The organism is Nitrosospira sp. NpAV, assembly GCF_000832065.1.
In the GTDB taxonomy this organism is placed as follows: Bacteria; Pseudomonadota; Gammaproteobacteria; order Burkholderiales; family Nitrosomonadaceae; genus Nitrosospira.
Map to the genome: position 1 here is coordinate 1 of NZ_JXQM01000019.1, position 23,796 is coordinate 23,796.

The following is a 23,796-nucleotide window of genomic DNA, read 5'->3' on the forward strand; positions in this document are numbered from 1 at the left end:
TGCGCCTGAAAAGGAGCCCAGCGTGCGTTCTCCGTCGCATGTTTGGTTATCTGGCTATTGGGACTGGCAGGATCATCACTGGGTATGGAAACCTGATGAAAGCATGGCGCAGGTGCAATCAGCTGCTAACGGTCCGGCGCCTGAACCCCATGCTCAAGCCTCTGTGCCAGAAGCTATTACTCCCGCGCCTTCTCCGTTGCATGGTAAGTCTAGTTACTGGGACAACTGGATTGCACCTGAAAAGGAGTCCAGCGTGCGTTCTCCATCGCATGTTAGGCTATCTGGCTATTGGGACTGGCAGGATCATCACTGGGTATGGAAACCTGATGAAAGATATGTCAAATAGAGAAGCCTTCGAGTGGCCAGCTATGTTGGGCATGCAAGGACCGTGAAGTAAGGAAGATCTAGCGGGTTGGACATTGTTTTTTATTCAACTACATTATTGATGTCCGTACGTGTGTGAAAGTCTTATAGATCAACCTGATTGCAATGTCATGCGGGATAATGCATGGGGACCAGTGGCATTACCCCTCATGCTTCAGCCCAAATGCGATTTGCTGCTCGGTAAATTTACTCCGCTTCACGTCATGACCCCTTTCAGCAAGGTTAAAATCATGCCGGAAATTCCACTTTTAAATGGTGCTGTTTTGTGGGATGGGGTCACTGCTGAGGCCGGCAACGCTGCAGGCGTCCGGTTCATAGGCGATGAACAGCATGGCCTATGACAGCCCGGCCGGAAAACTGCTCAAGAAAAAACAATCGCTCGCGGCGCATCCAGCCCTGACAGTTCCCCGCTTTGCTGCATATCTTGCAGCGCCCGCAGAATCATTTGCTCAAGCATTCTTCCAAAGGCTTGGTTGGAAGGAAAGACCTTTATGCCCTCAGGTATCTCCGTATTGCCGAAAGCGGTATGGAATGCATGTTTGATGCCGGTTCGCCTGATTGTCTTTCCTTTCAGGGTGATGGCCATCGACATGGTATAGGCATCGGTAATGGTTTTTCCAACCATCCATAGAGGAAACCTCGAACGAGAGGCTTCCACGGCGACGGTGCCGCTGTCGGCAATATTGTTTAGAACTATCCTGATAGCGCCATCGCCCTGATCCTCGACGGCGGAAACGACATCGATCGGCAAAATCACGCCGGTATCGCCGAGTATCTTTGCGGCATAATCTCTCAATGGAACGTCTCCCTGGGGAAAGGGATCGCCATTTCGCTGAAACTCGACAACGAGCTGCAGCCGAAGTGGCGTCTCCCGTTTCTTGACATCTTCATATTTTATCTTGGGTAACGAAGCCCCCAGAAATGATCGGGGCGACGCGCACCCCATCAATGCGGAGGACACGATGACAGATGCCAGTATTACGCGGGGACCGAGGTTCATAGATGCTCCGTATGGGGTTCACGGTGAATGACGCGCGCTCAGGAACCGGTGCTTGGCGTTTGTCCTATGACTAATTTCTTGCTATCTGTTGAGGGTAGTCCATTATGCTTAATGCTGCAACCTGTAGGATATCGTCATCCTTAAAACTATCCCAGATCTACTGAAAATATCGTGCCGGGGAACCTCTCAACGGATTTTCCTCTTCATATATAATCCTGAATCCGGCGGCTCGCCGCTCATTTTCCAGTTTAGGGCTATGCATCCACCAAATTTTTTATGCGGCTTGCTTCTCATCTTTGCGGTGAGCTCGTGCGGCTGCCGAATCTAAGGTAATAATGAGCCCGGAAACTCCCTTCGATTGTGTCACCTTTGGATTTGATCGCGTGCGAATTCGCGAGGCGCTGTCGGTGCTGGGATTGAACGGGGAGCATGCCGGGCTGGCAAATCGCATACGGAGCGAGGTCATAGAAGAAAAGGCCGATGCACTGGTTCATTCCTGTTGCCTCACACTTGCGCGCGATCGAAGTTTCGCATTGATCGAACGGAGTATCGGTATCGAATGCTTCAAGCAAACATGGAGCGGGCATCTACAAAACTACGGCCGGGATTTCGATACGTCGGAATATTTTGGAGAACGGCTGGCCATCGCCGCCGCTTTCGTTCGCGCAAAAATCCCCCTGAGCATTCTGCAGTTGCAGCACAGCCTCACCCAGCAAGCGCTGATAAGTAATCTGTCCGTCAAGTTTGTGGACGATGCGGCAACCTTTCAGTCATTCGTCGACTGCATTCTCAAGCTCACCTCCCTTGACATGTACCTGAGTGCCGAGGGATACCACCTTCCGCAAATTGACGAACTGCGAAAGGCGCTCGCCAGGCTGCGCAAGGAAACATCCCGCTGGCACCAGGAGGCTTCAACCGATCAACTCACGGGCTTGATGCGGTATAACGCGCTCATGGAAACCCTGGGACACCATATCGATATTGCGCATGAAGGTCACGAAGGCCCAGGCGGCGATGCTCTGTGCCTGGCGATGATCGATCTGGATTTCTTCAAGAAAATCAATGATACCCATGGGCACGTGGTGGGTGACTTCGTGCTCAAGCATGTGGCGGGACGGATTCAGGCGGCGGTGCGTGACTTTGACATGGTCGGCAGATTCGGCGGAGAAGAATTCGTCATCATCATGACGAATACGCATATGAAATTGGCGGAAGTCATCGCGGAGCGGATACGCAAGGGGGTGATGGACACCCCGTTGCATTTGAAGGAACTCAGCATCCCGGTCACGATCAGTATTGGCGTGGCGATGTTGAGAGAAGGCGAGCGCAAGGAAGCATTGATTGAGCGTGCGGACAAGGCCATGTACGAAGCAAAAAAAATGGGACGCAATCGCGTCATGGTTGCCAAAGACGCTGATGAATCCGGAACGCTTCCGGAGTTGTAGTTGGGTTAGGCCATATAGCGCTCCGATCACCCATCCAGCGACTCCACCCTACTCAAGCGGACAGTCCGCAGGGTGTCGGGCTGTTCACATGCACTACCGGAAGCGGAGACCAGCACAACCTGATCGTCCGGTTCCGCCAGCCCCTGCGAGATCAGCCACTCCCTGGCTTGAACCAGACACGCCTGCAGGCCGGTTCCGCCAGCGCCGGACGCAGTGGAAAGCAGAGGTGAGACGCCGCGCACCAATGCCAGGCTTCGGTACAACCTGATGGAGCCCGCCACGACGACAAGCGGTGCCTGGGGGCGGAAACGGGCAATAGCCAGCACCGCTGCCATGGAATGGGCGGGCACGATGATGGCCCGGGCACTAAGCCGTGCCGCGAGCTGGCAGGCGGCGAAACTCAGAGCACTGGGCGGCTTGTCGGGCGAATTGGGCATGTCCGTCGCCCGCATCCGGTCATGCGCCATGCGTAAGCTGTAACCCTTCTCTGTCGCTGTGAGCACGCGGGCAAGAAACCGCACGGCGGCGACAGGAAACTGGCCGATGGCTGTCTCGGCCGAGAGCATCACGGCATCCGTTCCATCGAGTACCGCGTTGGCAACATCGGTGGCTTCCGCCCGTGTCGGATGCTCGCGCTCCACCATCGACTCGAGCATCTGCGTGGCGGTAACCACCGGGCGTCCGCGCGCATTGGCCACTGAGATGATGCGCTTCTGCACAACCGGTATTTCGGCAAGATCGGTTTCGACGCCCAGGTCTCCACGCGCAACCATCACCCCGTCGGATGCCTCCACGATCCCCTCGAGATCCGCCAGCGCGTGGCGCTTCTCTATCTTGGCCATCAGCAGCGGTTGCGCTCCAGCCCCGGAGGGCAGACATGCCCGCACCCGCGCAAGATCGCCGGCAGATTGCACGAACGACACGCCGACCCATTCGATCTCATGCGCCACCGCGAATGCAAGATGACGCCGGTCATCATCGGTGGGCACCAGCTCGTTCAGGACTGATTCGGGAACGTTGATTCCTGAGCCGGAGCGCACAATACCGCCGATGATCACTTCGCACCGGACGCTGACAGCGGTCGCGGTCCTGACGCACAGCTCGATCGAGCCATCGGCCAGAAACACCGACTCTCCCGGGCGAAGCGCCTGAAGCAGTTCCGGATCCCGCACCGGCAAAAGACGGTTGCGCTCTTCCGCGCCCTCCCCTTCCTCTTTCACGAGACTAACCTCCGCAATCAGTCTGACGATCTCACCTTCAGCCAGCTTGCGAAAATCATCCGGCAGATCGCCAATGCGGAATTTCGGCCCTGGCAGATCAATGAGAATGGCTACCGGCTGGCCAAGCGCGTTTGCCGCTTGCCGCACCCGCTCGATGCGCCGCGAATGATCGGCATGATCGCCGTGCGAGGCATTCACGCGCGCGACATCCATGCCGCATCCGATCAGCTGCTCGATAATTCCGGGATGGTCGGTCGCCGGGCCCAGCGTACATACGATCTTGGTTCGCTGCCAACTGTGAGGAGTCATATTGCCGTTGTCTCTATATAATTCGGCAGATTTCAGATATTGTTGTCTTCGTGGGTTCAAACAAGGAGACACCATGCCCAAACTGACCGACTACGTCAAGATGGCGGCGGACGAGTATCTGGAAGAAACGGGAAATACCGAACTGAATGCTCGCTGGATCGCCGAATTCTTCCAGGATTATGGCGTGCAGGATGCCTACCCTCGACAGGACCTGGTCGCTTTTGCGGAAATGGTGCAGAAAGAGCTGACCAGGAATGAAGAGCGAGCCGCCAAAAAAATGCGTCTTCTACTGGACAAAGCCCTGCGCGGAATAAAATCCGCACGCAAGCTTTAGATAAGCCCGCTCAATAGTTTTAGGAGTGCCAGGGGCAGGGACACGGGGCATGGCAATAGCTCCACCCCCAGCCTTCTCACCGCCTTTTGAAAGATGCCGCACCATCAGGGGCCAAAGGTTCCAGGCGACCATTTTCCTAGCGCCGGCTGCAGGAAAAAGTGATCTCGCATAGTCCTTTCGGACGAACCTGATGCCCAATCCAATGGGCGTCATGTCATATTTGCCCTCTATCCTCTTCCAAAGTTGTAATCGCGGCCTTGCAATGGCGGAAGTACGGCATCGGTCATTTCGAGTGGCATATATCCCGATGCCTTGTTCAGTGCCATGCTGCTTGAACTACTGATCGCTGTTTCTCTTTCCGCGATGGCCACGCCGCATCCAAGGTTGCCCTTGATCTGAGCGGTGATTTTCATCGCCAGTTCTCGATGCGGCAGTCATTCGTCCGCTGCCAACCGTTCGGAGAACAAACAGACCATGAAAATTGCCCTCAAACCGCTGCTCGTCATCCTTGCTGCCGCCCTCGCCACCCCGGCGTTCGCTGCCGGCAATACGCTAATCGGGTGGGCCATGCTTCCTGCCGCCACCTTTGCCGATGGCCCGACCTCGGGTCAGTTCGCCGCCGCCAACCCATATGGGACCCATCTCCCCCCATACGCCGACCTGCAGCCCGTGCAAGGTTTTTCTGCCGTGCTGGCGGGACCTGAGAAGGATACCTTCCTGGTGATGACTGACAACGGATTTGGCGCACAGGCCAATTCAGCCGATACCCTGTTGCGTATGTACGCCTTGAAGCCGGACTTCAAGACGGCATCCGGCGGTACCGGCAAGGTTTCTGCGGTTAATTTCACGTTGGGCACTGAATTGGGCAGATTTTCCGGCCCCAGCCGGATCACGCTCAACGACGCAAATCAAAAACTTGGGGTCACGATCCAGGCCGATCTGGATAACTACTATAACGATCCCAGCAAGCCAGCCGTCGACCCGGACATCAAATTCGGCCGCCTGCTGACCGGCGCTGATTTTGACATCGAATCGGTCCGCCGCGATAAGAACTGCAATCTTTGGTTCGGTGACGAGTTCGGGCCTTACCTGGTCAAGACCGATACGTCCGGCACCGTTCTGCGCAGCGAAATCTCCCTGCCCGGTGTCTACGCGCCCCAGCACAAGGATGTCATCGCTGGCTCCGCCATCGCCAACCTTGGCAGCTCCGGCGGCTTCGAGGGGATGGCGATCAACAGGCGTGGCGACAAGCTATATACCTTGCTCGAGAAGACCGTTACCGGCGATATGGCCAAGACGCTGCGCATCAATGAGTTCGATATCGACGACGAGGCCTACACCGGTGTCAGCTACGTTTATCCGCTGGACTCCGAAGGCAATGCCATCGGCGACATGACCGCCATCGACGACCATCGCTTCCTGGTCATCGAACGCAATGGCGATACCGCGACCAGCGGCACTCCATTCAAGAAGATATTCATCGTCGATATCCAGGATGTCGCCAGCGATGGCACGCTCAGGAAGAGCGAATGGGTCGACCTGATGAATATCGCCGACCCGGACGACCTGAACGGTGATGGCAAGACTACATTCACTTTCCCGTACGTGACGATCGAGGACTTGTTGATCCTCGATGCCCAGACCCTGCTGGTGATTAACGACAACAACTTCCCTTATGGCGGTGGCCGCGAACTGACGTCCGACAATACCGAACTGCTGAAAATCCGCCTAGCGAAACCGATCTCCGGCCTCGGGCACCACCGCCACGCTCATGGCAAAGTCTCTGCCAACCGCTGCGAAGCTCGCGAAGAACATCACGACCGTCGTTGACGCTGTCATAACTGCGGCTCGCGGGGCTCTGGCCGCGCGAGCGGGACAGCGGAAGAAATAGCGTCAAACCCAGATCTGCTGCATTCACCCTGATCCCGCTGCCCCCAAGAAAACAACCGACCAGCAGCGCCCATTCTGAATCGCCCGGAACTCTTCCATACCTGTAAGATTTTGCAGGTATTCACGCTCACAATTCTCCTATCTAATGCCATTATCGTTAACAGCGATGAAGGGAGGGCATTGGGAATAGAAGCACCGCTTGCGTAACACCGGTCAAGCGCAACCGCTTGACACATTCACACCAATCGTGGAACTGGCTCTATATACCGGTAAGTTGAGGTATTCGAGTCAGGTTCGCTTCATTTAATCCGGATGTTTCCATGACTTCGCGCGACCATCGCTCAGGGCTCTTGGCTGGCAGGAAATTTTGAATGGAATGGCGCAATGATGCCTGTGCCCGGCCAAACAAATCTCCGATATCGAACACTCGCCCTGTGAGGATGCGAGCCGATTCATGAAATATCCCGGTTTACCTCATACGGAGAATAACAAATGAAAAACGGATTTGCATTCTGGATCGGCGGCATAGCGTTCGCGTCCGCCATGCTCGCACCGCCGCCTTCATCCGCGGCGGCTCCGCTCCCCATTGATCAGGGGAAGGAATGGACGGCTTCCGCCCAAAAAGACTTCTATAGCCGCGACCAGGGTTCACGGATCATGCCGCTTAGCTGGATCGCCGCGTTAAAACAGCCGAACGGCAAGCCTTTTATGGCCGATAGCCTGAGCCGGTATGGTTATTTGCCTAATGAGGCGAGCCTCCCCGCCGGACTGCCGGTCGGCTTTACCGTCGGCAGCGGAAGTAACGGCCAGGAGATTGGCATGAATTGCTCCGCATGCCATACGCGCCAGATTGAAGTCAATGGTAGCCTCTACCGGATCGACGGTGGCCCGGGTATTGTCGACTTCCAAAGTTTCCTTGCCGATCTCGATACGGCGGTAAATACCGTGCTGACGAATCAACAGGCATTTACGGAATTTGCCCATGCCGTGCTGGGTCCGTCGCCAACGCCGGCAGAAAAGACGAAGTTGGGCCAGGCGCTACAGGCCTGGTATTTGCCTTATCACACGTTGATGAAAGGTGCGCTGCCCGCTTCGCCCTGGGGACCGGCACGGCTCGATGCCGTGGCGATGATTTTTAACCGGCTTACCGGGCTCGATATCGGTCCGCCGCCCACTTATATGATCCCCGAGAATATCAAGCCCGCCACCGCCCCGGTACGTTATCCGTTTCTCTGGAATGCCGCGATTCAGGACAAAACCCAGTGGCCCGGCTTTGCCGGGAATGGCAACAATATCTTGGCGCTCTCACGTAATCTGGGTGAGGTTTACGGGGTTTTCGGCGTTTTCCATCCCAAGAAAGATGCGTGGCGGTTGCTTGGCGTCGACTACCTGCATAACAACTCGGCCAATTTTCAGGGGCTCGAAGCGCTGGAGGATCTGATTCGAAAAATCGGCGCGCCCAAATGGCCGTGGAAAGTGGACCAGGCGCTTGCCAGCAAAGGCAAAGCAATCTTTGCACGCAAGACTGACCAAGGCGGCTGCGTCGAGTGCCATGGAATCAGCCCTGGCCAAACCCGGTTCTTCGACCAGAAAACCTGGGCCACACCGGTACTGGATGTCGGCACCGATTCCAGGGAATACAACATTCTTGGCTGGACCGTAAAGACCGGCGTGCTTGAAGGGGCAAAAATCCCCTTTCTCACCCAACCTCTCAAACCGGTCGATACGGCCTTCAACGTTCTGGGATTATCGGTAATCGGCTCCATTCTCCAGCATTACGTTCCGGTATTGATGAAGACGCAAGATCAGGCGCAGGTGAAGGGCATGCAATCGCCATTTACGCCCGAAACCGAATCTCTCAAGGATGCGTTCAAAGCACCGGCGCCCACAACGCCTTCCTATGCCTATGAATCCCGGGTGCTTGAAGGAATCTGGGCAGCCGCTCCGTATCTGCACAATGGATCGGTGCCAACGCTTGCCGAGTTGCTGAAGCCCGCAGCCGAAAGGGTTGCTTCGTTCAAGGTCGGCCCGGCATACGATCTGGTCAATATTGGCCTTGCCGCCGAGCAGACCAAGTTCGACTACACGTTGCAGACTACGGATTGCAGCGACCGCAATTCGGGAAACAGCCGCTGCGGCCACGAATTCGGCACCACGCTTTCGGCGGACGAGAAAAAAGCGCTGCTCGAATACCTCAAGACGCTTTAACCGCTTGACATCATGCGGCAACAGCCCCCTCTCCACATCCCCGAGAGGGGGTCATCCCGCCTAGTGCAGCAAGGATTCAAGAACTGCATGACAGCGCTGAACATCCCGCCTTGTTGCGTGCCCACTCGGGCCGCCGGTCCGCAAGCGCTTCATGCTCGGGCTGCTCGTCATAGGGGTGTTGCAACACTTCCATCAGCCGTGCGATGACGGAAGCATCGCCCTGCCCCAGCGCCTCGATGGCCTGCTGTGCCAGATAATTGCGCAGGACATACTTGGGATTGGCGCGCCTCATCCGCTCCAGGCGCACATCCGCAAACTCCGGCAAACTGGTAGCCTCCCTATCCAGGCGCACCCGTGCGATATAGCGGCGCAGCCAGGCGGCCAGGCGGCTCTGTTGCGCGGGCGTCTCGTCGGCATAAAACGCCCGGCGCAGGGGCGCGGCTAGCCCAGCGTCATCCATGGCCTCCGCTGGATTGCCACCTTCAGCATCCACGGGAATGTCCATCAGCCCGCGAAAAAACAGGGTCATATCGGTCTCAACCTGTTGCAGCAGATCAAACAAGCCGCTCACCAGCGTGTCGTCCCCATCCTGTCCCAGCGAAACCAATCCGAGCTTGTCCGCCAGCATGCCGCGCCATGCATTCTGAAACGTCTCGCCAAAGACCGTCAACCCGTATTCCAGCGCCGCGTGGTCCTCGATCAGCGGAGCAAGGGCGCTGGCTAGCCGAGTCAGATTCCAGTGCGCGATCTCCGGCTGGTTGCCGAAGCAATACCGTCGGCCTTGCGCATCTGTGGTATTGGGCGTCCATTGGAAATCAAAACCCTCCAGCCATCCATAGGGGCCATAGTCGATCGTTAGCCCCAATATCGACATATTGTCGGTATTCATCACACCGTGGACGAAACCCACCCGCATCCAGTGAGCCACCAGTCTCCCGGTGCGGCGGCAGATTTCTTCGAACCAGCGCGCGTAAGTTGACGGTGAGGGCGTGCCCAGTCCGGGGAAATGCTCGCGTATCACGTAATCGGCCAGACGCCGGAGCGAGTCCAGTTCATTGTACGCCGCAAGGATTTCAAAGTTGCCGAAGCGCACGAAAGATGGCGCCACACGGCAGACGATGGCACCCGTCTCGGGACGCGGATTGCCGTCATAAAACATGTCGCGCACCACCATTTCGCCGGTTGCCACCAGGCTCAACGCCCGGGTCGTCGGTACCCCCAGGGCGTGCATGGCTTCGCTGCACAGAAATTCGCGCACCGACGAGCGCAGCACCGCGCGGCCATCCGCGGTGCGTGAATAGGGTGTTTTGCCCGCCCCCTTGAGCTGCAGCTCCCGGCGTGCGCCGTCCGGACCGAGTATTTCGCCCAGGGTAATGGCGCGGCCATCGCCGAGCTGGCCCGCCCAATGGCCGAACTGATGTCCGCCGTAACGCGCCGCATACGGCTGCATGCCGGGCAGGACGCGGTTGCCGCCGAGCACTTCGACTGCCGGACCCGTAGGCGAATCCGGACGCGAAACGCCGAGCAGCTCACCCACCGGATCCGCCCAGGCCAACAGCCGGGGCGCCCGCACCGGGGTTGGGTCAACGCGGGTATAGCAGGCGTTGCGCACCGCACGGGGGATGTTGTGGGTCTCCGGGTCGCCCGGCAGGGCGTGCACGAAGCTATTGTCGAATTGCATATCGCACAGATCGGTGAGACTGGGGCTATCGGCGGTTGCGGGGATGGCAGGCACGGCGGCGGCATCGTGCGCCTCATCGTGCACCTTTACGCTGCGTTTAAGATTGATTGGGCTCATAAAAGTTGACTCATAAAATTTATCGATTTCAGCAGGATGGGCAAGCATGCGTAACCCATCAAAGCACGCGCACGACCCGGCACATCAAATCCCGACCGGGTGCTGGCGGACAATGCCGGCATAATGATCCATTTGTCATTTCGTTCAAACAATGGCGCGCAGCGTCTTGCCTACCGTCCTCTCGAGATCCGACGACAATCTTTTCTTCAGGAGCGGCGCACGCCCGTATGACTCCTGTTGAGAGAACGCCATATCGCAAAGCTGGGCGGCATACTCGAACGCAATCGCGTCACCCGCGCGCTGGTGATAAGTTGGCGGGGACGTTTTCAATAAATATGACAATACGGCCACGCCTCCCTCGAAATCGGCAGTCATGACAGGCTCAAAAATCTTTTGATCGAGCGTGCTTAAATCGAGCGCCGCCTCGTTATCCATTTGAAGCCGGAAAAGCGGCATGGGCAGCGTGCCTGCCCCCAGGCCTAGATAGCGCGTCACGCCCACCAGATCCTCCGGCTGCTCGAGTACATGGCCAATGAGCATGCGCTGATCATCCGCATACGCTTTCATCATATTATGCAGAATGGCATGAAAATCTTTTTCCCAACCGGGCTCCGACATTTCATGGAGTTGTCCGTAAAAACCGACACCACGATTAGCCCAATCAAGCAACTCGTTGAGCGATTCACGCCAGGGATTGAGGCCAAGCGCCTTGTCCCAGCAATCCCAGGTTGCGGCGACGCCCAAAGCGGTATTCCCAGGCGTATCCGCCTCGGCGGAATCGGCAAGGAGGAGTTTTAGCAGATTTATTAGACGCTTCGCCGGGGATACCGACCCGCCCTCCTTGCTATGACTGCCCAGCAATGTCCAGGTTCCGATCGTCATGACCTTGAAACTTGCAGCGAAAGCTTTTTCAAGCTCACCCTCACGGCCTGTAATGTCCGGCATTCCCCGTAACGATAAGTCCAGCAGAAACTGCCAAAGCCGGGCAAAGGGCGAATGACTTTGGCCCAGGAAGAATCTCGCAAAGATGCGCGCCTGCTGCTCCCCCTGCGCCTGCCATATGGCGCCCAGCTGCACCGTCAAGGCAAGTACTTCCTGTATATTGGCGGGCGTGATCAGATGCCGGTATTCAAGGGGGGCGGAATCCTCCACGCCCTGAGCAAACGCTTGTATGTTCGCATATCCGTGTGCCGCATTTCCGGCCGCCAGCGCGAATACGGCTGCCGGGTCGTCGTCAATCGCGTGAATCCCCGGTTCACGCGGCGCCAGCAACGCCTCTTTCGAGATGATGGGCACAGGTATGACGGAAGGTTTTTCTCCATTGACCCCGAATGCTGCCCATTCCTCCAATTGTGATTCCCGCTCCTCCGCGGACAACATCATCCATCCGTTCAGCGGAACAGGAAACACATTGCCGGGCAGTTCCTTGACCGCACGTAACGCCTTGATCCCGTTCAATACCGCCTGAAGCCGATTTCTGAACAGCATCCCATTATACGAACCCAGCAAAAAATCGTGATAGTGCCGAATCTCGTGCTCCATCACAGACCGTATCAGAATGGGACCAAGGGACTCCTCTTTATCTCCAGGGAGTCCGCCATGCGTTGGAGATCTCAGGAATGACAGGAATTCGTCGTAGGCCGCCTGCGAGGCGATACGGATGGTAACGCCGGCAAAACGGGGATTAAAACCGCCGAAGTCATTCTGATAAAAACCGCCCGGGATGCCTGAATCAGGCTTTATTGTCAGAGGCATCGGCTGCGGGAGCGGGTACTGTGCCGGACGAGCCGTGGGTAGATAACTGCTTTTCCAGATTTTCCGGCGTCGACTTGTTATCGATTTCGATAAGCGTCGCTCCCGTGGCGGTTTTTACTTCCAGGCGCCGCTTTTCATTGTCCTTGAAATGCCGCGCAATTTCGATCAGGTATTTGACCAGCGTGAAGGTATTGACCACGATGGCAACAATCGCGGCAGCCTCCAGCAACCCTAACGCCAGTTCCGTCTTATCGATCGAGCCTTCAACAGGCTCGACCTGCACCCCTTGTCTGGCAAGCTCCGCGCTAAGATCATCTATGAAAGATTTCTCACCCGTGATTCTTATTCGCATGATGATTCCTCCTGTAAGGGTTGGAACATTGATGGTGGTATTGAAGCATATTGACGGTTCACTCGCAAAGTTTACCCGACTCTCCCCGAGTCTCGTGACCGCCCATCACTTCATTGCGGCGGGGGAGGCGGAGGATTGCCGGGTGGCGGGGGAGGCGGAGGATTGCCGGATGGCGGGAGCAGCGGAGGATTGCCCCCAAGCCCCGGATTTCGGTCGTTATCCATGATTTGACCCGAGACAGGCACACGATGGCCTTTGGCATACATGCACTGGATGAAACCCATGTCATAACGTTGCTGAGCGGCATATCCCGAAGTCCTCGCAGCGCTTGTACCCATCAACCCTCCTACCAACAGGCCGCTACCCGCGCCAATCACCGCACCGGTTCCCCCCCCGAACGCGGCGCCTGCCGCCGCGCCAACCCCAGTGCCGATGGCGGCGCTTCCGGCTCCACTGGATACGGCTGCACGATTCGGCGTTGTTCCACGAACTTGTTCAACGGCATACTGTTTACAGTACGAGTCGTCCTCCCGGAATTGATCGAAAGTCTTGCCAGAGCCAGGCAGCACCATCACGCTAGGGCCGCTGGGTATGCTCGCGCACGCCGCCAGCAAGAACAGGGGCAGCAACGAAAATTGTCTAGGGATTTTTAGCATGGTGGACTCTTTATTGAACAGGTTGAGGAGCTACTTGCAGCCAGCCATCGGGACATTTCTTCACGTACGGATAGTATCCCTCCGGATTGCGGCAATAATGCCAATAATTGACGGGGGCCGGTGGTGGCGGTGGTTTCACCACTGCCTGTTGCGGCTGTTGTTGAATATATACGGGTGGCGCTTGCGGCACGGCCACAACCGGAGGGTACCCATAATAAGGGGGGTAATAGGGCATTCCAAAACCATAGCCGCCATAACCCCACCCCCAACCGCCATAATAACCCGGCCCGAATCCGCCGAAACCAAAACCAGGATAAAAACCTCCTATGCCAATGAAACCTATCCCCCCATGATGATGGTGCCCGCCGTGGTGATGATGCCCGCCGCCATGATGCCCTCCACCATGGTGACCTCCCCCATCGCCTCCGCCTCCCCCTCCATCTCCCCCGCCGCCCTCTTGCGCCCAGACTGACGGGGTGGAAACCGACCCAAGCGCAATGAGGACAAACCCTATTAACCCGATCTTTTTCACATACGCTCCCGTTCCCAACCGCAAGTCCGAAGCATGATTTCAATTGACCTCATTCATTCCCTCAAAAAAAAACCGTAGCTTCGCATAAGACAAGCACTACGCAGGAAAGTCCCCCATACCGCTATTTTTTTTACGCTATCCCGGCGGATTCAGGAATCTTCAACCCGCCGTGCAGCGTGTCGCCAAGGAAGCCATTGTCACAAAGGAGAATTAAAGGTTATGCTTACCTTTATTTACCTCAACTTACCTTTACTTCTCTTCGCCCTATCTCGTTATTGCTCATTGGAACAAGATGGAATTCAAGGATTACTACAAAATAATGGGCGTCGCGCGCGACGCCTCCCAGGACGAAATCAAGCGTGCCTATAGAAAGCTGGCGCGCAAATATCATCCGGATGTGAGCAAGGAGAAAGATGCCGAGGTTCGCTTCAAAGAACTGGGCGAAGCCTATGAAGTGCTGAAAGATCCGGAAAAGAGAACGGCCTACGATCAACTCGGCACAAACTGGAAAGCAAACCAGGAATTCCGTCCGCCACCGGACTGGAATGCGGGTTTCGAGTTTTCCGGACAGCGGTTTTCAGGCGGCGACGCGTCGCAGTACAGCGATTTTTTTGAATCGCTGTTCGGCCAGGGTTTTGGCGCCCGCTTTGGCGGCGGCCATGAGGCCGCCGGCAGACATGGCGCCGCGGAGGGATCCTTCCACCGGCCGGGCCAGGACCATTACGCCAAGGTGCTGATCGACCTCGAAGACTCATACACCGGCGCGACCCGTACCATCACCCTGCAAGTACCCGGAGTCGATGCACAGGGGCATGTATCAATGCGCGAACACAAGCTCAACGTAAAAATCCCCAAAGGCATCCGCGCGCGGCAGCATATTCGTCTGGCGGGACAAGGCGCGCCAGGCCATGGACAGGCCAAGGCCGGTGACCTGTATCTGGAAATAGAATTCCGGACGCACCCGCACTATCGCATTGATGAAATCGACGTATATCTCGATCTGCCAGTGGCGCCATGGGAAGCCGCCTTGGGCGCGACGGTGAAAACGCCCACCCCGGATGGCCTCGTTGAACTCAAGATACCCGCCGATTCGGCCGCCGGACGTAAATTGCGATTGAAGGGCCGCGGCATTCCCGGCAAAACGCCGGGTGATTTCTTTGTGGTGCTTCAGATCGTGGTGCCGCCCGCGGCCAATGACACCGCCAGAGATTTCTACCACAATATGGCCGCGCAGTTCAAATCTTTCAACCCACGGGCCAGACTGGGAGTTAAAACATGACAGATGAGAACCCACTCTCCTCTCCACGCGATATGCCGCCAGATAAGCCACAACACACGTCCGCCGAGAACAGCCGTGAATTGAGCGGCACTCTCCTGGATGAGCAAAACCTGCTGACCATTACTGAAATCAGCCGCATCTGCTCGGTACAAACCGAATATATCGTCGAACTGGTGGAAGAGGGCCTGATTGCACCGGAAACGTCTCCGGAGGTGGCCGAGAAAGACCAACCTCGTACCTGGCGCTTTACGGGGACCCATATGCGCCAAGCCAGGATAGCCTCGCACTTGCAGAGCGATCTCGGTGTCAACACCGCCGGGGTGGCGCTGGCCTTGCAACTGCTGGACGAAGTCGAAACCCTGCGGGCACGGCTGGAAGCAATGGGAGCGACGAGGAGCCGCTGATAATCGTATAGATCAGGTTGGCACAGCGTAACCTGACTGATGTAATAACAGCCGGCATTCCATTGACATGCCCAGTAGTGGCCCGGGGTTAATCCAGGCGCAAAAATAAATTGCCCCACTCCAAGGGCGGGGCAATTTATTATTCCTGATGCTTGTTTAGCTCACGACATCGCAAGCGGCGCAAACTTAGTCGCAAAAAACCAGGCTCCTGTTTGATATACTATAATTCGTCCGCGGCGCTAGCCGTTTGAGTACCGGACGGAGCATGCTGCTCTTCAAGTTTCGAAGCTATTTGACGATGCAAGGCGGCTTCCTGTATGTTTGTTTTGACGGCTTTCTCATAATGGCGTACTAACGCCGTGGTATGCGATTGCAGATCTTGTGCCCGCCTGCCGTAAAGATAGCTCTTGTCTTCATAATGCTCCAGCAGTTCCTTTTGTTCTTCAACTTTTGCCTGCATCTGTGCAGCCGCATCTTCATAGGATTTTGCTACCGCTTCATGATCGCTCCGGGTTGTGGCATTTTGCGCGGCCGCGAGAATCTCAGGGTTGTCAGCGGACCGGGCCGCAATCGCGGAAGGGGACAACGAAACCAGCAGGCCTACTATCGATAACGCCGCAAAAATATTTTCTAATTTTGTTTTCATGATAGTAATGAACCCAATTGGGATGAAAGTGACTTCATCCTACCTTAGTCAATACTATGAGTACATTGGGGAAACCCTGGTTCTACGCTAAGTAAAACCCTTAGGGGCGGGAAGTGCCCCGGGCATGATCAAAACATGGACTTGGCTTGGTCAAGTATCCTCTGGCATATCTCTTTGCCTGCTTCGGCCTTCAGGCCGGCCATGCTCAAATCCACGCTCTGGCCGTTGCTGCCGCTCAAAATTCCATTCGTGCCACTGATATAGTCGGGATTGTCCTTGGCCGGTTGATCCTGGCTACCGGCAAGCTTTCCCATCAGTTGATCCTTGACCGGAGACGCGTTGCTAGCGCTCAAATAATTGTTCTTGACGCAGAAGTCGATAATTCCTGCGGCATTGCCTACGCTTCCCGGCGTTATGGATGGCAGTGAGCCGAGCGACCCCAGCGACGAGGCTGCGCCGCTAACGCCGCTGCCGCCCATGATATCTTTCAACTGACCGAAGTCTTGGGCGGCAATGGAACCGGAAAATATCACCATTACAATGCTGCTGCTCAGTAACAGGGAATAACGTTTTGAAATATTCATTCCGCTTTCCTCCGGCATATTGAACGAACCTCCATTTGGCGTCCTGGATTCCACCATGAGGCCTGTCATCCTTATCATCCTCCAAATCCAATCATACCGCTTTTTTCTATAGCCAGCATAAGATTGTCATCGGATGACCGGCCCCGCGCGTTATGTCAAATACGGACCAAGATTACGGATTGACAAGCGGGATCGGCACGCCTAATACTAGTTCAGCCAGGATACACCCAGCAACAAGGATGAACCTCGATGCAGACATGACAAGTAATCTCCTTCGCGAAACGGTTAACGTGGCAAGAGGGCTTACATGAAAAAGATCAGATTACTGTGCCTCACATGCTTGCTGGCCCTGATTTCCGTAAGCCCGGCATGGACGTTCGATGGCGGTGGGGACGACGGCGGATTTGACGATGGAGGGGTCGATGATGCGGGAGAAGACCCTGGCGAAGGAGACAACGGCGATGGGGGCGATCACCATGGAGACGAGAACCACCATGGGGGCGGCCATCATCATGACCATTGGGCAGGTCACCACCATCATGGCGGGTGGGGATTAGGACCGGGCTTGGGACTGGGATTCGGCCCCGGTTTTGGTTTTGGCGGATTTGGCGGCGTCGGCTTCATGCAGCCATTTTATCCGTTCCCTTACTACGCATATCCGCCGGCAGTGGCTCAACCTGCCCCGCCCGTATATATTCAACAGCAAAATGCCGGTCAATCCGCTCCTGACTCTCAAACCAGTTTCTGGCATTATTGCCGAGCGCCGGAAGGCTACTATCCAGAGGTCAGGGAGTGCCCCGATGGCTGGCAGCAGGTGGCTCCCCAACCGGCGCCCCAGCCGCCCCCGCAGTTGCCGCAAGATAATCAAGGGTAGCTCTGCTGAACCAGTCACTCATCATACGCCGACTCCTTCCTTTCCTTTTTCCTTCCGCGGATTGAATTTCACGAGCCGCTGACATAACCGGGCCTGGCGCCTGAGGTGAATATCCATCGCCGGCTCCAGCCTCAGCAACTCCTCTGCAAGTGCCAAGGCAGCTTCCAGCTCGTGCGTGACATGCTCATGATACTTGGCCAGCGCTTCGATTCCGCGAACCGAATTGCTTTCCCTGAGGTGCGTCCAGATGGCGATGGCCCGCTCATCCTCTCGCTGATGCCGATGCAATTTGGCGAGAAACAAAAGCGCCGCCTCATCCAATACCCCCCACGCACCCGTGAGATGGTCGACGGCATACTGGATATCGCCCCGGGCCGCATGAACCTGCGCGACTTTAAGCACATTGACCGCTTCATGGCCGGGTTCGGTGTAGGTTTTGGCCAACATCGCCATCAGGGCCGCCAGCGATAAGACATCTCGCTGGTTGTGCTCGGCGATGGCGTGCAACGGCTCCACTCCCCCGCCCCGTACGAAGTCCGTCCAGGCTTGAGGAATAAGATGACTGGGAAAATCACTCTCGCGGATAAATCCGAGCAAGCACCGCTCCGCCGTTTGCAGGCGGCAATCATTCCAGCCGTGCCCGTAGGCGCGGCGCGTGAGATGCAGCAGATCGATATGACCTTTGCCTGGGCCTGTTCCTGTGCCAAAGGGATCAGTTAGCCGTGCCAGCCGATAACGGGTGGCGAGTAACGGCACGTCGAAACTCTTGCCGTTGTAGGAAACCAGATGGGCGGCGGAGGCGATCCAGCCGGAGATGGTTTCCAGCAAAGCCGCCTCCCCGGCAAACCCGGTCAGTATCCATTGCCCGAGCCGTAGGCAGTTCCCCTGAACTCGCGCCAGGCACACCATGAAAGGCAATGTGCCGGTGCCACCCGCCAGGCCGGTGGTCTCGGTATCGAGGAACAGCAACCCGTCCAGCGCCGCATCCTGCGGCAACCCCAGGGCAGCGAGCGGAGTATCCGCCAAGGCTGAAAACACAACCTTGCCATGCCGGCTGCCAAGCGGAATAGTCTGATCAATCTGGATCAGCCCCGGCGCGATCACCTCCCCGCGCAGGTGTTTGGCAACCTCGGCATCGCCGCGTCTTGTCCGGTTAACCCGGTTAGCCGCGTTGCGGAAATCGCCGCCACCGCTGCCACCTCCCAGGCGCTGCAGGCGAACATCCAGCGGAATCAAGGGCATCTGCAAAGTTTGGGACGGCTTTGCAGCGGGATACCCCGTGGGATGCCTGCCCTTGAGCAAGGCCAGACGCTCAGCCAGCGTCATCATGCTTCCATATCCAGCGTGCGGGCTGGGCCATCTGCCAGGAGCAAATCCAGGACGGTCAGCGCGGCTTGTTTGGGCGCATACCCCCGGCTTTCGTCGGAGGCAAGTATAGGGCCCACGCAAGAGGGGCAGCCCGACTGGCAGCCACAATCCTTTATCAGCGCAATGGTCCGTGCGATGATCTCATGACGCAGATCGAATAGCGGTGCGGAAAGCCCGATACCCCCCGCGTAGTTATCGTACAGGAATACCGTGGGGGTGAATTGCCGGTCATCGAGCTGGACCGTTTCACCGGAAATGGTTTGCGGACTACCCCGTCCGTTCTGGCCGACGCTGGCAAACCAAAGACCCTCGCCATCGCCCACCGCCCTGCCCAGATCATGCCGTTCCGAGAGAGTCAACAGGGCCGCCACGTGATGCAGCGCGTAGGCCGCGCCGAGAAATCCATCCAGCGCCTGCCAGCGCGCGGGAAAAGCGGCTTCCAATGCATTGGGGCTGGCCTGCCACCATACCGCAGTGGTATGCATCTCGTGGTCCGGCAGATGGACCTTGCCATAGCCCACATTCTCATGGCTGTAGTAGCGTATCTTCTTGTAGCCCGCGACACGGCGCACCAGATGCACTTCGCCACGGCCGCACAGCCCGTTCGATTGCTTGTCTTCTTCGAAGCAGTCAAGAATCTTGAGCCGGGTGTAGTCTATCGCATCGGTATAGTAGTCGGCGCGGGTCTTCGTCACGAAGGCTTTACGTCCTTCCCAGTCCAGTTTCTCGACTTGCCACGGGTTTGCCTGGATCAGATAGATCGCACCCTCGTATAGGGTCAACGCCGCGGTGGAATAATCAGCTTCGGCAATCACATCCTGCTTTCCGTCCGTTACATCCACCACCACGAAATTACCGTCCGCCACCGAGCGCAGGCTGACGCTGTTGGCGGGGTAGCTGTCCGCCATCCAGTGCCACCGCTGTCCTTCGTGGTGCAGCACACCCTGCGCCTCAAGGTAGCTCAGCATCTCCGCCAGCGGCTCCTTGCCAAAGCGCTCGTTATCCTGAAACGGCAGCTCAAACGCGGCGCAGCGAATGTGATCCATCAGGATCAGCAACTGGTCCGGATCGATGCAGCCGTGTTCGGGCGAAGCGGAAGTAAAGAATTCGGGATTGCGGATGATGTACTGATCCAGCGGATCGCTGGTGGCAATCAATACCCCCAGCGCGGGCCGGTTACGCCGCCCTGCCCGGCCCAGCCGCTGCCAGGTGCCGGCAATGGTGCCCGGAAAACCATTGAGCAGGCATACGTCCAACCCGCCAATATCCACCCCCAGCTCCAGCGCATTCGTCGCCACCACGCAATCCAGTTGCCCACCCCGCAGCCGCACCGCGGTGCCGCGCCGCTCCGTGGGCAGATAGCCGCCGCGATAAGCGGCGATGCGCGGTGCCTGCCGCGGATCATTGTCGAACACATCCTTCAGATACTTGGTCAGCACCTCCACCATCAAGCGGGTATTGGCGAATACGATGGTCTTGAGTCCGGCCTTGATGGCGCTGCGGGCGATACGGGTGGTCTGGGAGCGGGCCGAGGCGCGCAACCCCAGATCCGGGTTGATCATGGGCGGATTCCAGAACAGCAAATGCTTCTCGCCCGCCGGCGCGCCCGACCGGTCTATCGCCACCACCGGCGCGCCCAGTAATCCGCTCGCCAGCTGGCCCGGATTCGCAATCGTTGCCGAGCAAAAAATATAGGTAGGCTTGGCGCCATAAAATCCGCAGATGCGATTCAGGCGGCGGATGACATTGGCAACGTGCGAACCGAATACGCCGCGATAGGTATGCATTTCGTCGATAACCACGAATTTCAGGTTCTCGAAGAACTGCGCCCACTTGGTGTGGTGCGGCAGGATGCCCTGATGCAGCATGTCGGGATTGGAGATGACGATATCGCCATGCATCCGCACGGCCTTGCGCGCGTCCCCCGGCGTATCGCCGTCGAACGTATAAGCTCGCACGCCCAGGTTGCCCGCCTGATTGAGCTCCAGCAATTCCGCGACCTGATCCTGCGCCAGGGCCTTGGTGGGAAAAAGATAAAGCGCCTTCGAGCGATCCTGGATTGCCGCCTGCATTACAGGCAGGTTATAGCAAAGCGTCTTGCCGGAGGCCGTAGGCGTGACAATGACAACGTGTTCACCCTGGATGATGCGATCCCACGCCTCGCGTTGATGGCTGTAGAGCTGGGTGATGCCGCGCTGCGCCAGCCCTTCCGCAATGCGCGCATCCAAGTCCGGAGGGAACGCCGCGTAGCGCGCAGCGCGCGCGGGAATCAGAAGTTCGCCGGTGATGCGGCGCGCGTGTCGCTGCTTGAGCGCAGGTATCAAGCGATTCACATCGTCCGGCTCTGCCCGCACAACATCACCGCCCTGGTCCAGCTCCACTAAATCGTTCAATTTCACTCCTGCTGCGAGACTCACGGCTATGCTGGAATCAGGTACTGCGCTATTGATCCAGCGAGAAAATACTGCGAGTGCCATCATTCCGGGCTTGACCCGGAATCCAGCCCCAACCATGACGCACTTCTAGCCCCGCCGATTTAACGTTTATGCTATTTGGGCCGCCGCATCGATAACTAATTCCTGGTGGTAGGACTCCACACATACAGAACAAATGTTCTTGATCCTGGAATTTAACCAAAATATCGTCTAACGTCAACCAACTTGATCTGCCAGCGAGCATATCAGACTGGAAAATACCGTCAGATCCTTGGCAGCGAGTTCGATGATGCCCTGGAAATTGCGGAACAGACGAGATAAAACCCTTAAGCTGAAAACGGCGCCTGGATGGACGGCCGCATCCCGGAAAGAAATCGCGGTCGCCAAAAACCAAAAAGCCACAAAGGGCCATCTGCCCTCTGTGGCTCAGGCTCAGGCGCTGCCTAAGCAGTCTTGCGGCGCCGCCCCATAAAACCCACCAGGCCGAGACCCGCCAACAGCATGGCATAGGTTTCGGGTTCCGGCACCGGGGATAGCACGAACAGCATGGAGTTGGGTGTGCCCGTGTCCTCGGCCACCAGATAGATGCGGCCGAATTGGTCGACTGTCACACCCTCGATTGCCTGGGTGGTCACGCCCGATAAATCGAAGGAGCTCAGCACGTTGCCGCTGCGATCCGTTTCCACCAGCTTGCGCGAATCGAGGCTCAGGATCAGCAGATTGTCGGCCGCGGCCGTGCCGGCCAAACCGTCGATGGGCGACAGCGTCTGCACATCCGACAGGCTGGCCAGGCCCAGGAGGCTGGCATCGAACAACGGCGCCATCGTCGAGCTGCCGCCTCCGGCGGCGAAGCTCAGCGTGCCGGCGCGCACTTCCATCGGGCTGGCCTGCTTGACGGAAACAAAGCTGCCGTCACGCGGGTCGTAGCTGATACCCTCTAGTCCCGTGTTGTTGTAGGGATAGTCAGAAACCGAGGCCCATGGGGCGCTTGCCAGCGCAACGCTGCCATTAGCCACATAGGTAAACCGGAAGGCGTCCTGCAGGCGCTCCTCGCCTACTACCAGCACCCCGTTGCCGAGGTAAGTGAGACCTTCAGCATCATGGTGGCTCGTGGTCGATGGCCAGTTGCTGAAGACCATTTTTCCCTGCGTCACGCCAGTAAGCGAGACTTCGACGACGCCTTGCCCCTCGTCACCGACGAAAAACAGCGATCCGCGGTCACGGGCATAGGTCACGGCCGAGGCTTCGAGCCCCATGCCGCCCAATGCGTCAAGATTGTGGCTGCCGGTCAACTGGTAGCTGCCGAGATTGATCGAAGATCCCGCATGCGCCGAGACACAGACCGCGGCGGTAACGATGGCGGTAATCAAATGTCTGAGTTTCATGATGAGCAAATCCTCCCCTCAATGCTGACGCTTGCGGGCAACAGCGCCAATCAGCCCGAGTCCTGCCAGCATCAGTGCAAAGCTTTCAGGTTCCGGAACAGCGCTGACCAGGCCCGGTGAACCTATTTCCGCGCCGTCGTATGAGGTGAATGCGCCATTGATACCCACCGCACTTAATTGCGAAACGGCCACATTCGCCAACCCCGCCGCATTGTCAAAAGATTTCCCGGTGGTGGACGCGTTGAAGCTTATGCCAGTGATCAGGCTTCCACCACTGTTGAAGATGTTCACCGCATCGCCACTGGTGCTCAAACCGACACCCGAGCCGCCATAGTTGCCGATGACCAGTCCCGCAGGGGTATCCGTGCCAAACCAGGCGCTCCTGAAGCCTGAATTGATTGAAGAATCATTGGTGCCGCTGGCATTGCTTTCGATGAAAATGACCGATTGACCGGCCGCGATGCTGGTCACTCCGCGCAAGGCTACCCCGGAAGCGAACGAGTTGGAGTTGTCATCCACTTTCCAGCCAGTGATATCCACGGCGGATGATCCGGTATTGGTGAGCTCGAACCAGTCCGCTTCATATGCGGTATTGCCGCTGGCATACGGCGCAACTTCAGAGATAATGATATTGGCATGAGCCGGGGCAGCGGCGGCGGCGAGTGCGGCAACCAGGCCCAGCAACGGGTTTTTCAAAGCTTTCTTCATGGCTTTTTCCTATTGTATGGATTAGAGACGGGTATGACGGATGTCATTTTCAGATGCCAAGACCGCAAATATTGCGCGGCCCGGCATCTTCATCGCAGTTTTCTGTGATTGCATTACTATAGGGGATGGTTGACTTCATCATGATGACGGAGATAGCCTTTCAACATGATGAGATCGGATTAATCCGACGGGCGCATCCCTCTCTCCGCCGACTAAATACCATTCTTTTG

General features: G+C 57.2%; 24 protein-coding genes. 9 read left to right on the forward strand and 15 right to left on the reverse strand.

The window, feature by feature from the left end; all coding sequences use genetic code 11:
- Positions 1-346 (forward strand): hypothetical protein (locus SQ11_RS11095; protein WP_232297979.1); only part of this gene is annotated, 346 nt, incomplete at its 5' end.
- Between the two features lie 187 nt (positions 347-533).
- Positions 534-725 carry a hypothetical protein gene (locus SQ11_RS11100; RefSeq protein WP_041514254.1) on the forward strand — a complete coding sequence of 64 codons (192 nt, stop codon included), beginning with the start codon at positions 534-536 and terminating at the stop codon, positions 723-725.
- A gap of 20 nt (positions 726-745) precedes the next feature.
- On the opposite strand, the gene SQ11_RS11105 is transcribed toward SQ11_RS11100, so the two are convergent.
- Positions 746-1,384, reverse strand: a complete 639-nt coding sequence (locus SQ11_RS11105) for a hypothetical protein (protein ID WP_198140855.1) — start codon at positions 1,382-1,384, stop codon at positions 746-748.
- A 335-nt stretch (positions 1,385-1,719) separates the two neighbouring features.
- On the opposite strand from SQ11_RS11105, the gene SQ11_RS11110 reads away from it, so the two are divergent.
- Positions 1,720-2,829 carry a GGDEF domain-containing protein gene (locus tag SQ11_RS11110; RefSeq protein WP_041514255.1) on the forward strand — a complete coding sequence of 370 codons (1,110 nt, stop codon included), beginning with the start codon at positions 1,720-1,722 and terminating at the stop codon, positions 2,827-2,829.
- 26 nt (positions 2,830-2,855) lie between these two features.
- Here the strand turns inward: SQ11_RS11110 and pyk are convergent, their stop codons facing one another.
- A complete protein-coding gene (gene pyk / locus SQ11_RS11115; protein WP_041514256.1) occupies positions 2,856-4,358 on the reverse strand; it encodes a pyruvate kinase in 1,503 nt (500 codons plus the stop codon).
- Between the two features lie 73 nt (positions 4,359-4,431).
- On the opposite strand from pyk, the gene SQ11_RS11120 reads away from it, so the two are divergent.
- On the forward strand, positions 4,432-4,692 hold the full coding sequence (locus SQ11_RS11120) for a hypothetical protein (RefSeq protein WP_041514257.1): 261 nt from the start codon (positions 4,432-4,434) through the stop codon (positions 4,690-4,692).
- A 227-nt stretch (positions 4,693-4,919) separates the two neighbouring features.
- On the opposite strand, the gene SQ11_RS11125 is transcribed toward SQ11_RS11120, so the two are convergent.
- The gene (locus SQ11_RS11125) at positions 4,920-5,105 is read right to left on the reverse strand and encodes a hypothetical protein (RefSeq protein ID WP_041514258.1); all 186 of its coding nucleotides are present in this window, start codon (positions 5,103-5,105) and stop codon (positions 4,920-4,922) included.
- Between the two features lie 61 nt (positions 5,106-5,166).
- Between SQ11_RS11125 and SQ11_RS11130 the strand changes: the two genes are divergently transcribed.
- Together SQ11_RS11130 and SQ11_RS11135 are read left to right on the forward strand one after the other, a co-directional pair.
- The gene (locus SQ11_RS11130; protein ID WP_084226827.1) at positions 5,167-6,522 is read left to right on the forward strand and encodes an esterase-like activity of phytase family protein; all 1,356 of its coding nucleotides are present in this window, start codon (positions 5,167-5,169) and stop codon (positions 6,520-6,522) included.
- Between the two features lie 552 nt (positions 6,523-7,074).
- Positions 7,075-8,790, forward strand: a complete 1,716-nt coding sequence (locus SQ11_RS11135) for a di-heme-cytochrome C peroxidase (protein WP_041514259.1) — start codon at positions 7,075-7,077, stop codon at positions 8,788-8,790.
- A gap of 76 nt (positions 8,791-8,866) precedes the next feature.
- On the opposite strand, the gene SQ11_RS11140 is transcribed toward SQ11_RS11135, so the two are convergent.
- The 5 genes from SQ11_RS11140 to SQ11_RS16845 form a co-directional block, all read right to left on the reverse strand.
- A complete protein-coding gene (locus SQ11_RS11140) occupies positions 8,867-10,588 on the reverse strand; it encodes a YdiU family protein (protein WP_084226849.1) in 1,722 nt (573 codons plus the stop codon).
- A 144-nt stretch (positions 10,589-10,732) separates the two neighbouring features.
- Positions 10,733-12,343 carry a hypothetical protein gene (locus tag SQ11_RS11145; RefSeq protein ID WP_041514260.1) on the reverse strand — a complete coding sequence of 537 codons (1,611 nt, stop codon included), beginning with the start codon at positions 12,341-12,343 and terminating at the stop codon, positions 10,733-10,735.
- On the reverse strand, positions 12,321-12,695 hold the full coding sequence (locus SQ11_RS11150) for a hypothetical protein (protein WP_041514261.1): 375 nt from the start codon (positions 12,693-12,695) through the stop codon (positions 12,321-12,323). The genes SQ11_RS11145 and SQ11_RS11150 overlap by 23 nt, the downstream gene beginning before the upstream one ends.
- A 110-nt stretch (positions 12,696-12,805) precedes the next feature.
- On the reverse strand, positions 12,806-13,351 hold the full coding sequence (locus SQ11_RS11155) for a YMGG-like glycine zipper-containing protein (RefSeq protein WP_041514262.1): 546 nt from the start codon (positions 13,349-13,351) through the stop codon (positions 12,806-12,808).
- Positions 13,352-13,361: 10 nt separating this feature from the next.
- A complete protein-coding gene (locus tag SQ11_RS16845; protein ID WP_084226828.1) occupies positions 13,362-13,883 on the reverse strand; it encodes a hypothetical protein in 522 nt (173 codons plus the stop codon).
- 292 nt (positions 13,884-14,175) lie between these two features.
- On the opposite strand from SQ11_RS16845, the gene SQ11_RS11165 reads away from it, so the two are divergent.
- Together SQ11_RS11165 and SQ11_RS11170 are read left to right on the forward strand one after the other, a co-directional pair.
- The gene (locus SQ11_RS11165) at positions 14,176-15,162 is read left to right on the forward strand and encodes a DnaJ C-terminal domain-containing protein (RefSeq protein WP_041514264.1); all 987 of its coding nucleotides are present in this window, start codon (positions 14,176-14,178) and stop codon (positions 15,160-15,162) included.
- Positions 15,159-15,566, forward strand: coding sequence for a chaperone modulator CbpM (locus tag SQ11_RS11170; protein ID WP_232297980.1), 408 nt, complete (start codon positions 15,159-15,161; stop codon positions 15,564-15,566). Before SQ11_RS11165 ends, SQ11_RS11170 begins: the two co-directional genes overlap by 4 nt.
- 220 nt (positions 15,567-15,786) lie before the next feature.
- Here the strand turns inward: SQ11_RS11170 and SQ11_RS11175 are convergent, their stop codons facing one another.
- Positions 15,787-16,212 (reverse strand): hypothetical protein, encoded by a 426-nt coding sequence (locus SQ11_RS11175; RefSeq protein WP_041514265.1) that lies wholly within the window; start codon positions 16,210-16,212, stop codon positions 15,787-15,789.
- Between the two features lie 128 nt (positions 16,213-16,340).
- Positions 16,341-16,796: a DUF2501 domain-containing protein gene (locus SQ11_RS11180; protein WP_041514451.1), complete on the reverse strand. Its 456-nt coding sequence runs from the start codon at positions 16,794-16,796 to the stop codon at positions 16,341-16,343.
- A gap of 307 nt (positions 16,797-17,103) precedes the next feature.
- Here SQ11_RS11180 and SQ11_RS16850 point away from each other — a divergent pair, with 307 nt between their 5' ends.
- Complete coding sequence (locus SQ11_RS16850; RefSeq protein ID WP_084226830.1) at positions 17,104-17,670, forward strand: hypothetical protein; 567 nt, start codon at positions 17,104-17,106, stop codon at positions 17,668-17,670.
- Positions 17,671-17,691: 21 nt separating this feature from the next.
- On the opposite strand, the gene SQ11_RS11190 is transcribed toward SQ11_RS16850, so the two are convergent.
- The 5 genes from SQ11_RS11190 to SQ11_RS11210 form a co-directional block, all read right to left on the reverse strand.
- Positions 17,692-18,999 carry a ribonuclease H-like domain-containing protein gene (locus SQ11_RS11190; protein ID WP_052494188.1) on the reverse strand — a complete coding sequence of 436 codons (1,308 nt, stop codon included), beginning with the start codon at positions 18,997-18,999 and terminating at the stop codon, positions 17,692-17,694.
- Positions 18,996-21,551: a DEAD/DEAH box helicase gene (locus SQ11_RS11195; protein WP_232297981.1), complete on the reverse strand. Its 2,556-nt coding sequence runs from the start codon at positions 21,549-21,551 to the stop codon at positions 18,996-18,998. Before SQ11_RS11195 ends, SQ11_RS11190 begins: the two co-directional genes overlap by 4 nt.
- 138 nt (positions 21,552-21,689) lie before the next feature.
- Positions 21,690-21,875, reverse strand: coding sequence for a hypothetical protein (locus SQ11_RS11200; RefSeq protein WP_041514266.1), 186 nt, complete (start codon positions 21,873-21,875; stop codon positions 21,690-21,692).
- Positions 21,876-21,916: 41 nt separating this feature from the next.
- Positions 21,917-22,858 carry an SdiA-regulated domain-containing protein gene (locus tag SQ11_RS11205; protein WP_041514267.1) on the reverse strand — a complete coding sequence of 314 codons (942 nt, stop codon included), beginning with the start codon at positions 22,856-22,858 and terminating at the stop codon, positions 21,917-21,919.
- 18 nt (positions 22,859-22,876) lie between these two features.
- On the reverse strand, positions 22,877-23,566 hold the full coding sequence (locus tag SQ11_RS11210) for a lamin tail domain-containing protein (protein WP_041514268.1): 690 nt from the start codon (positions 23,564-23,566) through the stop codon (positions 22,877-22,879).
- Between the last annotated feature and the right edge of the window lie 230 nt (positions 23,567-23,796).

Bases quoted from the DNA above. Each gene is read 5' to 3' on its own strand.
- SQ11_RS11100 (WP_041514254.1), top strand. From the start codon at position 534: ATGCTTCAGCCCAAATGCGATTTGCTGCTCGGTAAATTTACTCCGCTT.
- SQ11_RS11105 (WP_198140855.1), bottom strand. From the start codon at position 1,384: ATGAACCTCGGTCCCCGCGTAATACTGGCATCTGTCATCGTGTCCTCC.
- SQ11_RS11110 (WP_041514255.1), top strand. From the start codon at position 1,720: ATGAGCCCGGAAACTCCCTTCGATTGTGTCACCTTTGGATTTGATCGC.
- pyk (WP_041514256.1), bottom strand. From the start codon at position 4,358: ATGACTCCTCACAGTTGGCAGCGAACCAAGATCGTATGTACGCTGGGC.
- SQ11_RS11120 (WP_041514257.1), top strand. From the start codon at position 4,432: ATGCCCAAACTGACCGACTACGTCAAGATGGCGGCGGACGAGTATCTG.
- SQ11_RS11125 (WP_041514258.1), bottom strand. From the start codon at position 5,105: ATGAAAATCACCGCTCAGATCAAGGGCAACCTTGGATGCGGCGTGGCC.
- SQ11_RS11130 (WP_084226827.1), top strand. From the start codon at position 5,167: ATGAAAATTGCCCTCAAACCGCTGCTCGTCATCCTTGCTGCCGCCCTC.
- SQ11_RS11135 (WP_041514259.1), top strand. From the start codon at position 7,075: ATGAAAAACGGATTTGCATTCTGGATCGGCGGCATAGCGTTCGCGTCC.
- SQ11_RS11140 (WP_084226849.1), bottom strand. From the start codon at position 10,588: ATGAGCCCAATCAATCTTAAACGCAGCGTAAAGGTGCACGATGAGGCG.
- SQ11_RS11145 (WP_041514260.1), bottom strand. From the start codon at position 12,343: ATGCCTCTGACAATAAAGCCTGATTCAGGCATCCCGGGCGGTTTTTAT.
- SQ11_RS11150 (WP_041514261.1), bottom strand. From the start codon at position 12,695: ATGCGAATAAGAATCACGGGTGAGAAATCTTTCATAGATGATCTTAGC.
- SQ11_RS11155 (WP_041514262.1), bottom strand. From the start codon at position 13,351: ATGCTAAAAATCCCTAGACAATTTTCGTTGCTGCCCCTGTTCTTGCTG.
- SQ11_RS11165 (WP_041514264.1), top strand. From the start codon at position 14,176: ATGGAATTCAAGGATTACTACAAAATAATGGGCGTCGCGCGCGACGCC.
- SQ11_RS11170 (WP_232297980.1), top strand. From the start codon at position 15,159: ATGACAGATGAGAACCCACTCTCCTCTCCACGCGATATGCCGCCAGAT.
- SQ11_RS11175 (WP_041514265.1), bottom strand. From the start codon at position 16,212: ATGAAAACAAAATTAGAAAATATTTTTGCGGCGTTATCGATAGTAGGC.
- SQ11_RS11180 (WP_041514451.1), bottom strand. From the start codon at position 16,796: ATGAATATTTCAAAACGTTATTCCCTGTTACTGAGCAGCAGCATTGTA.
- SQ11_RS16850 (WP_084226830.1), top strand. From the start codon at position 17,104: ATGAAAAAGATCAGATTACTGTGCCTCACATGCTTGCTGGCCCTGATT.
- SQ11_RS11190 (WP_052494188.1), bottom strand. From the start codon at position 18,999: ATGATGACGCTGGCTGAGCGTCTGGCCTTGCTCAAGGGCAGGCATCCC.
- SQ11_RS11195 (WP_232297981.1), bottom strand. From the start codon at position 21,551: ATGGTTGGGGCTGGATTCCGGGTCAAGCCCGGAATGATGGCACTCGCA.
- SQ11_RS11205 (WP_041514267.1), bottom strand. From the start codon at position 22,858: ATGAAACTCAGACATTTGATTACCGCCATCGTTACCGCCGCGGTCTGT.
- SQ11_RS11210 (WP_041514268.1), bottom strand. From the start codon at position 23,566: ATGAAGAAAGCTTTGAAAAACCCGTTGCTGGGCCTGGTTGCCGCACTC.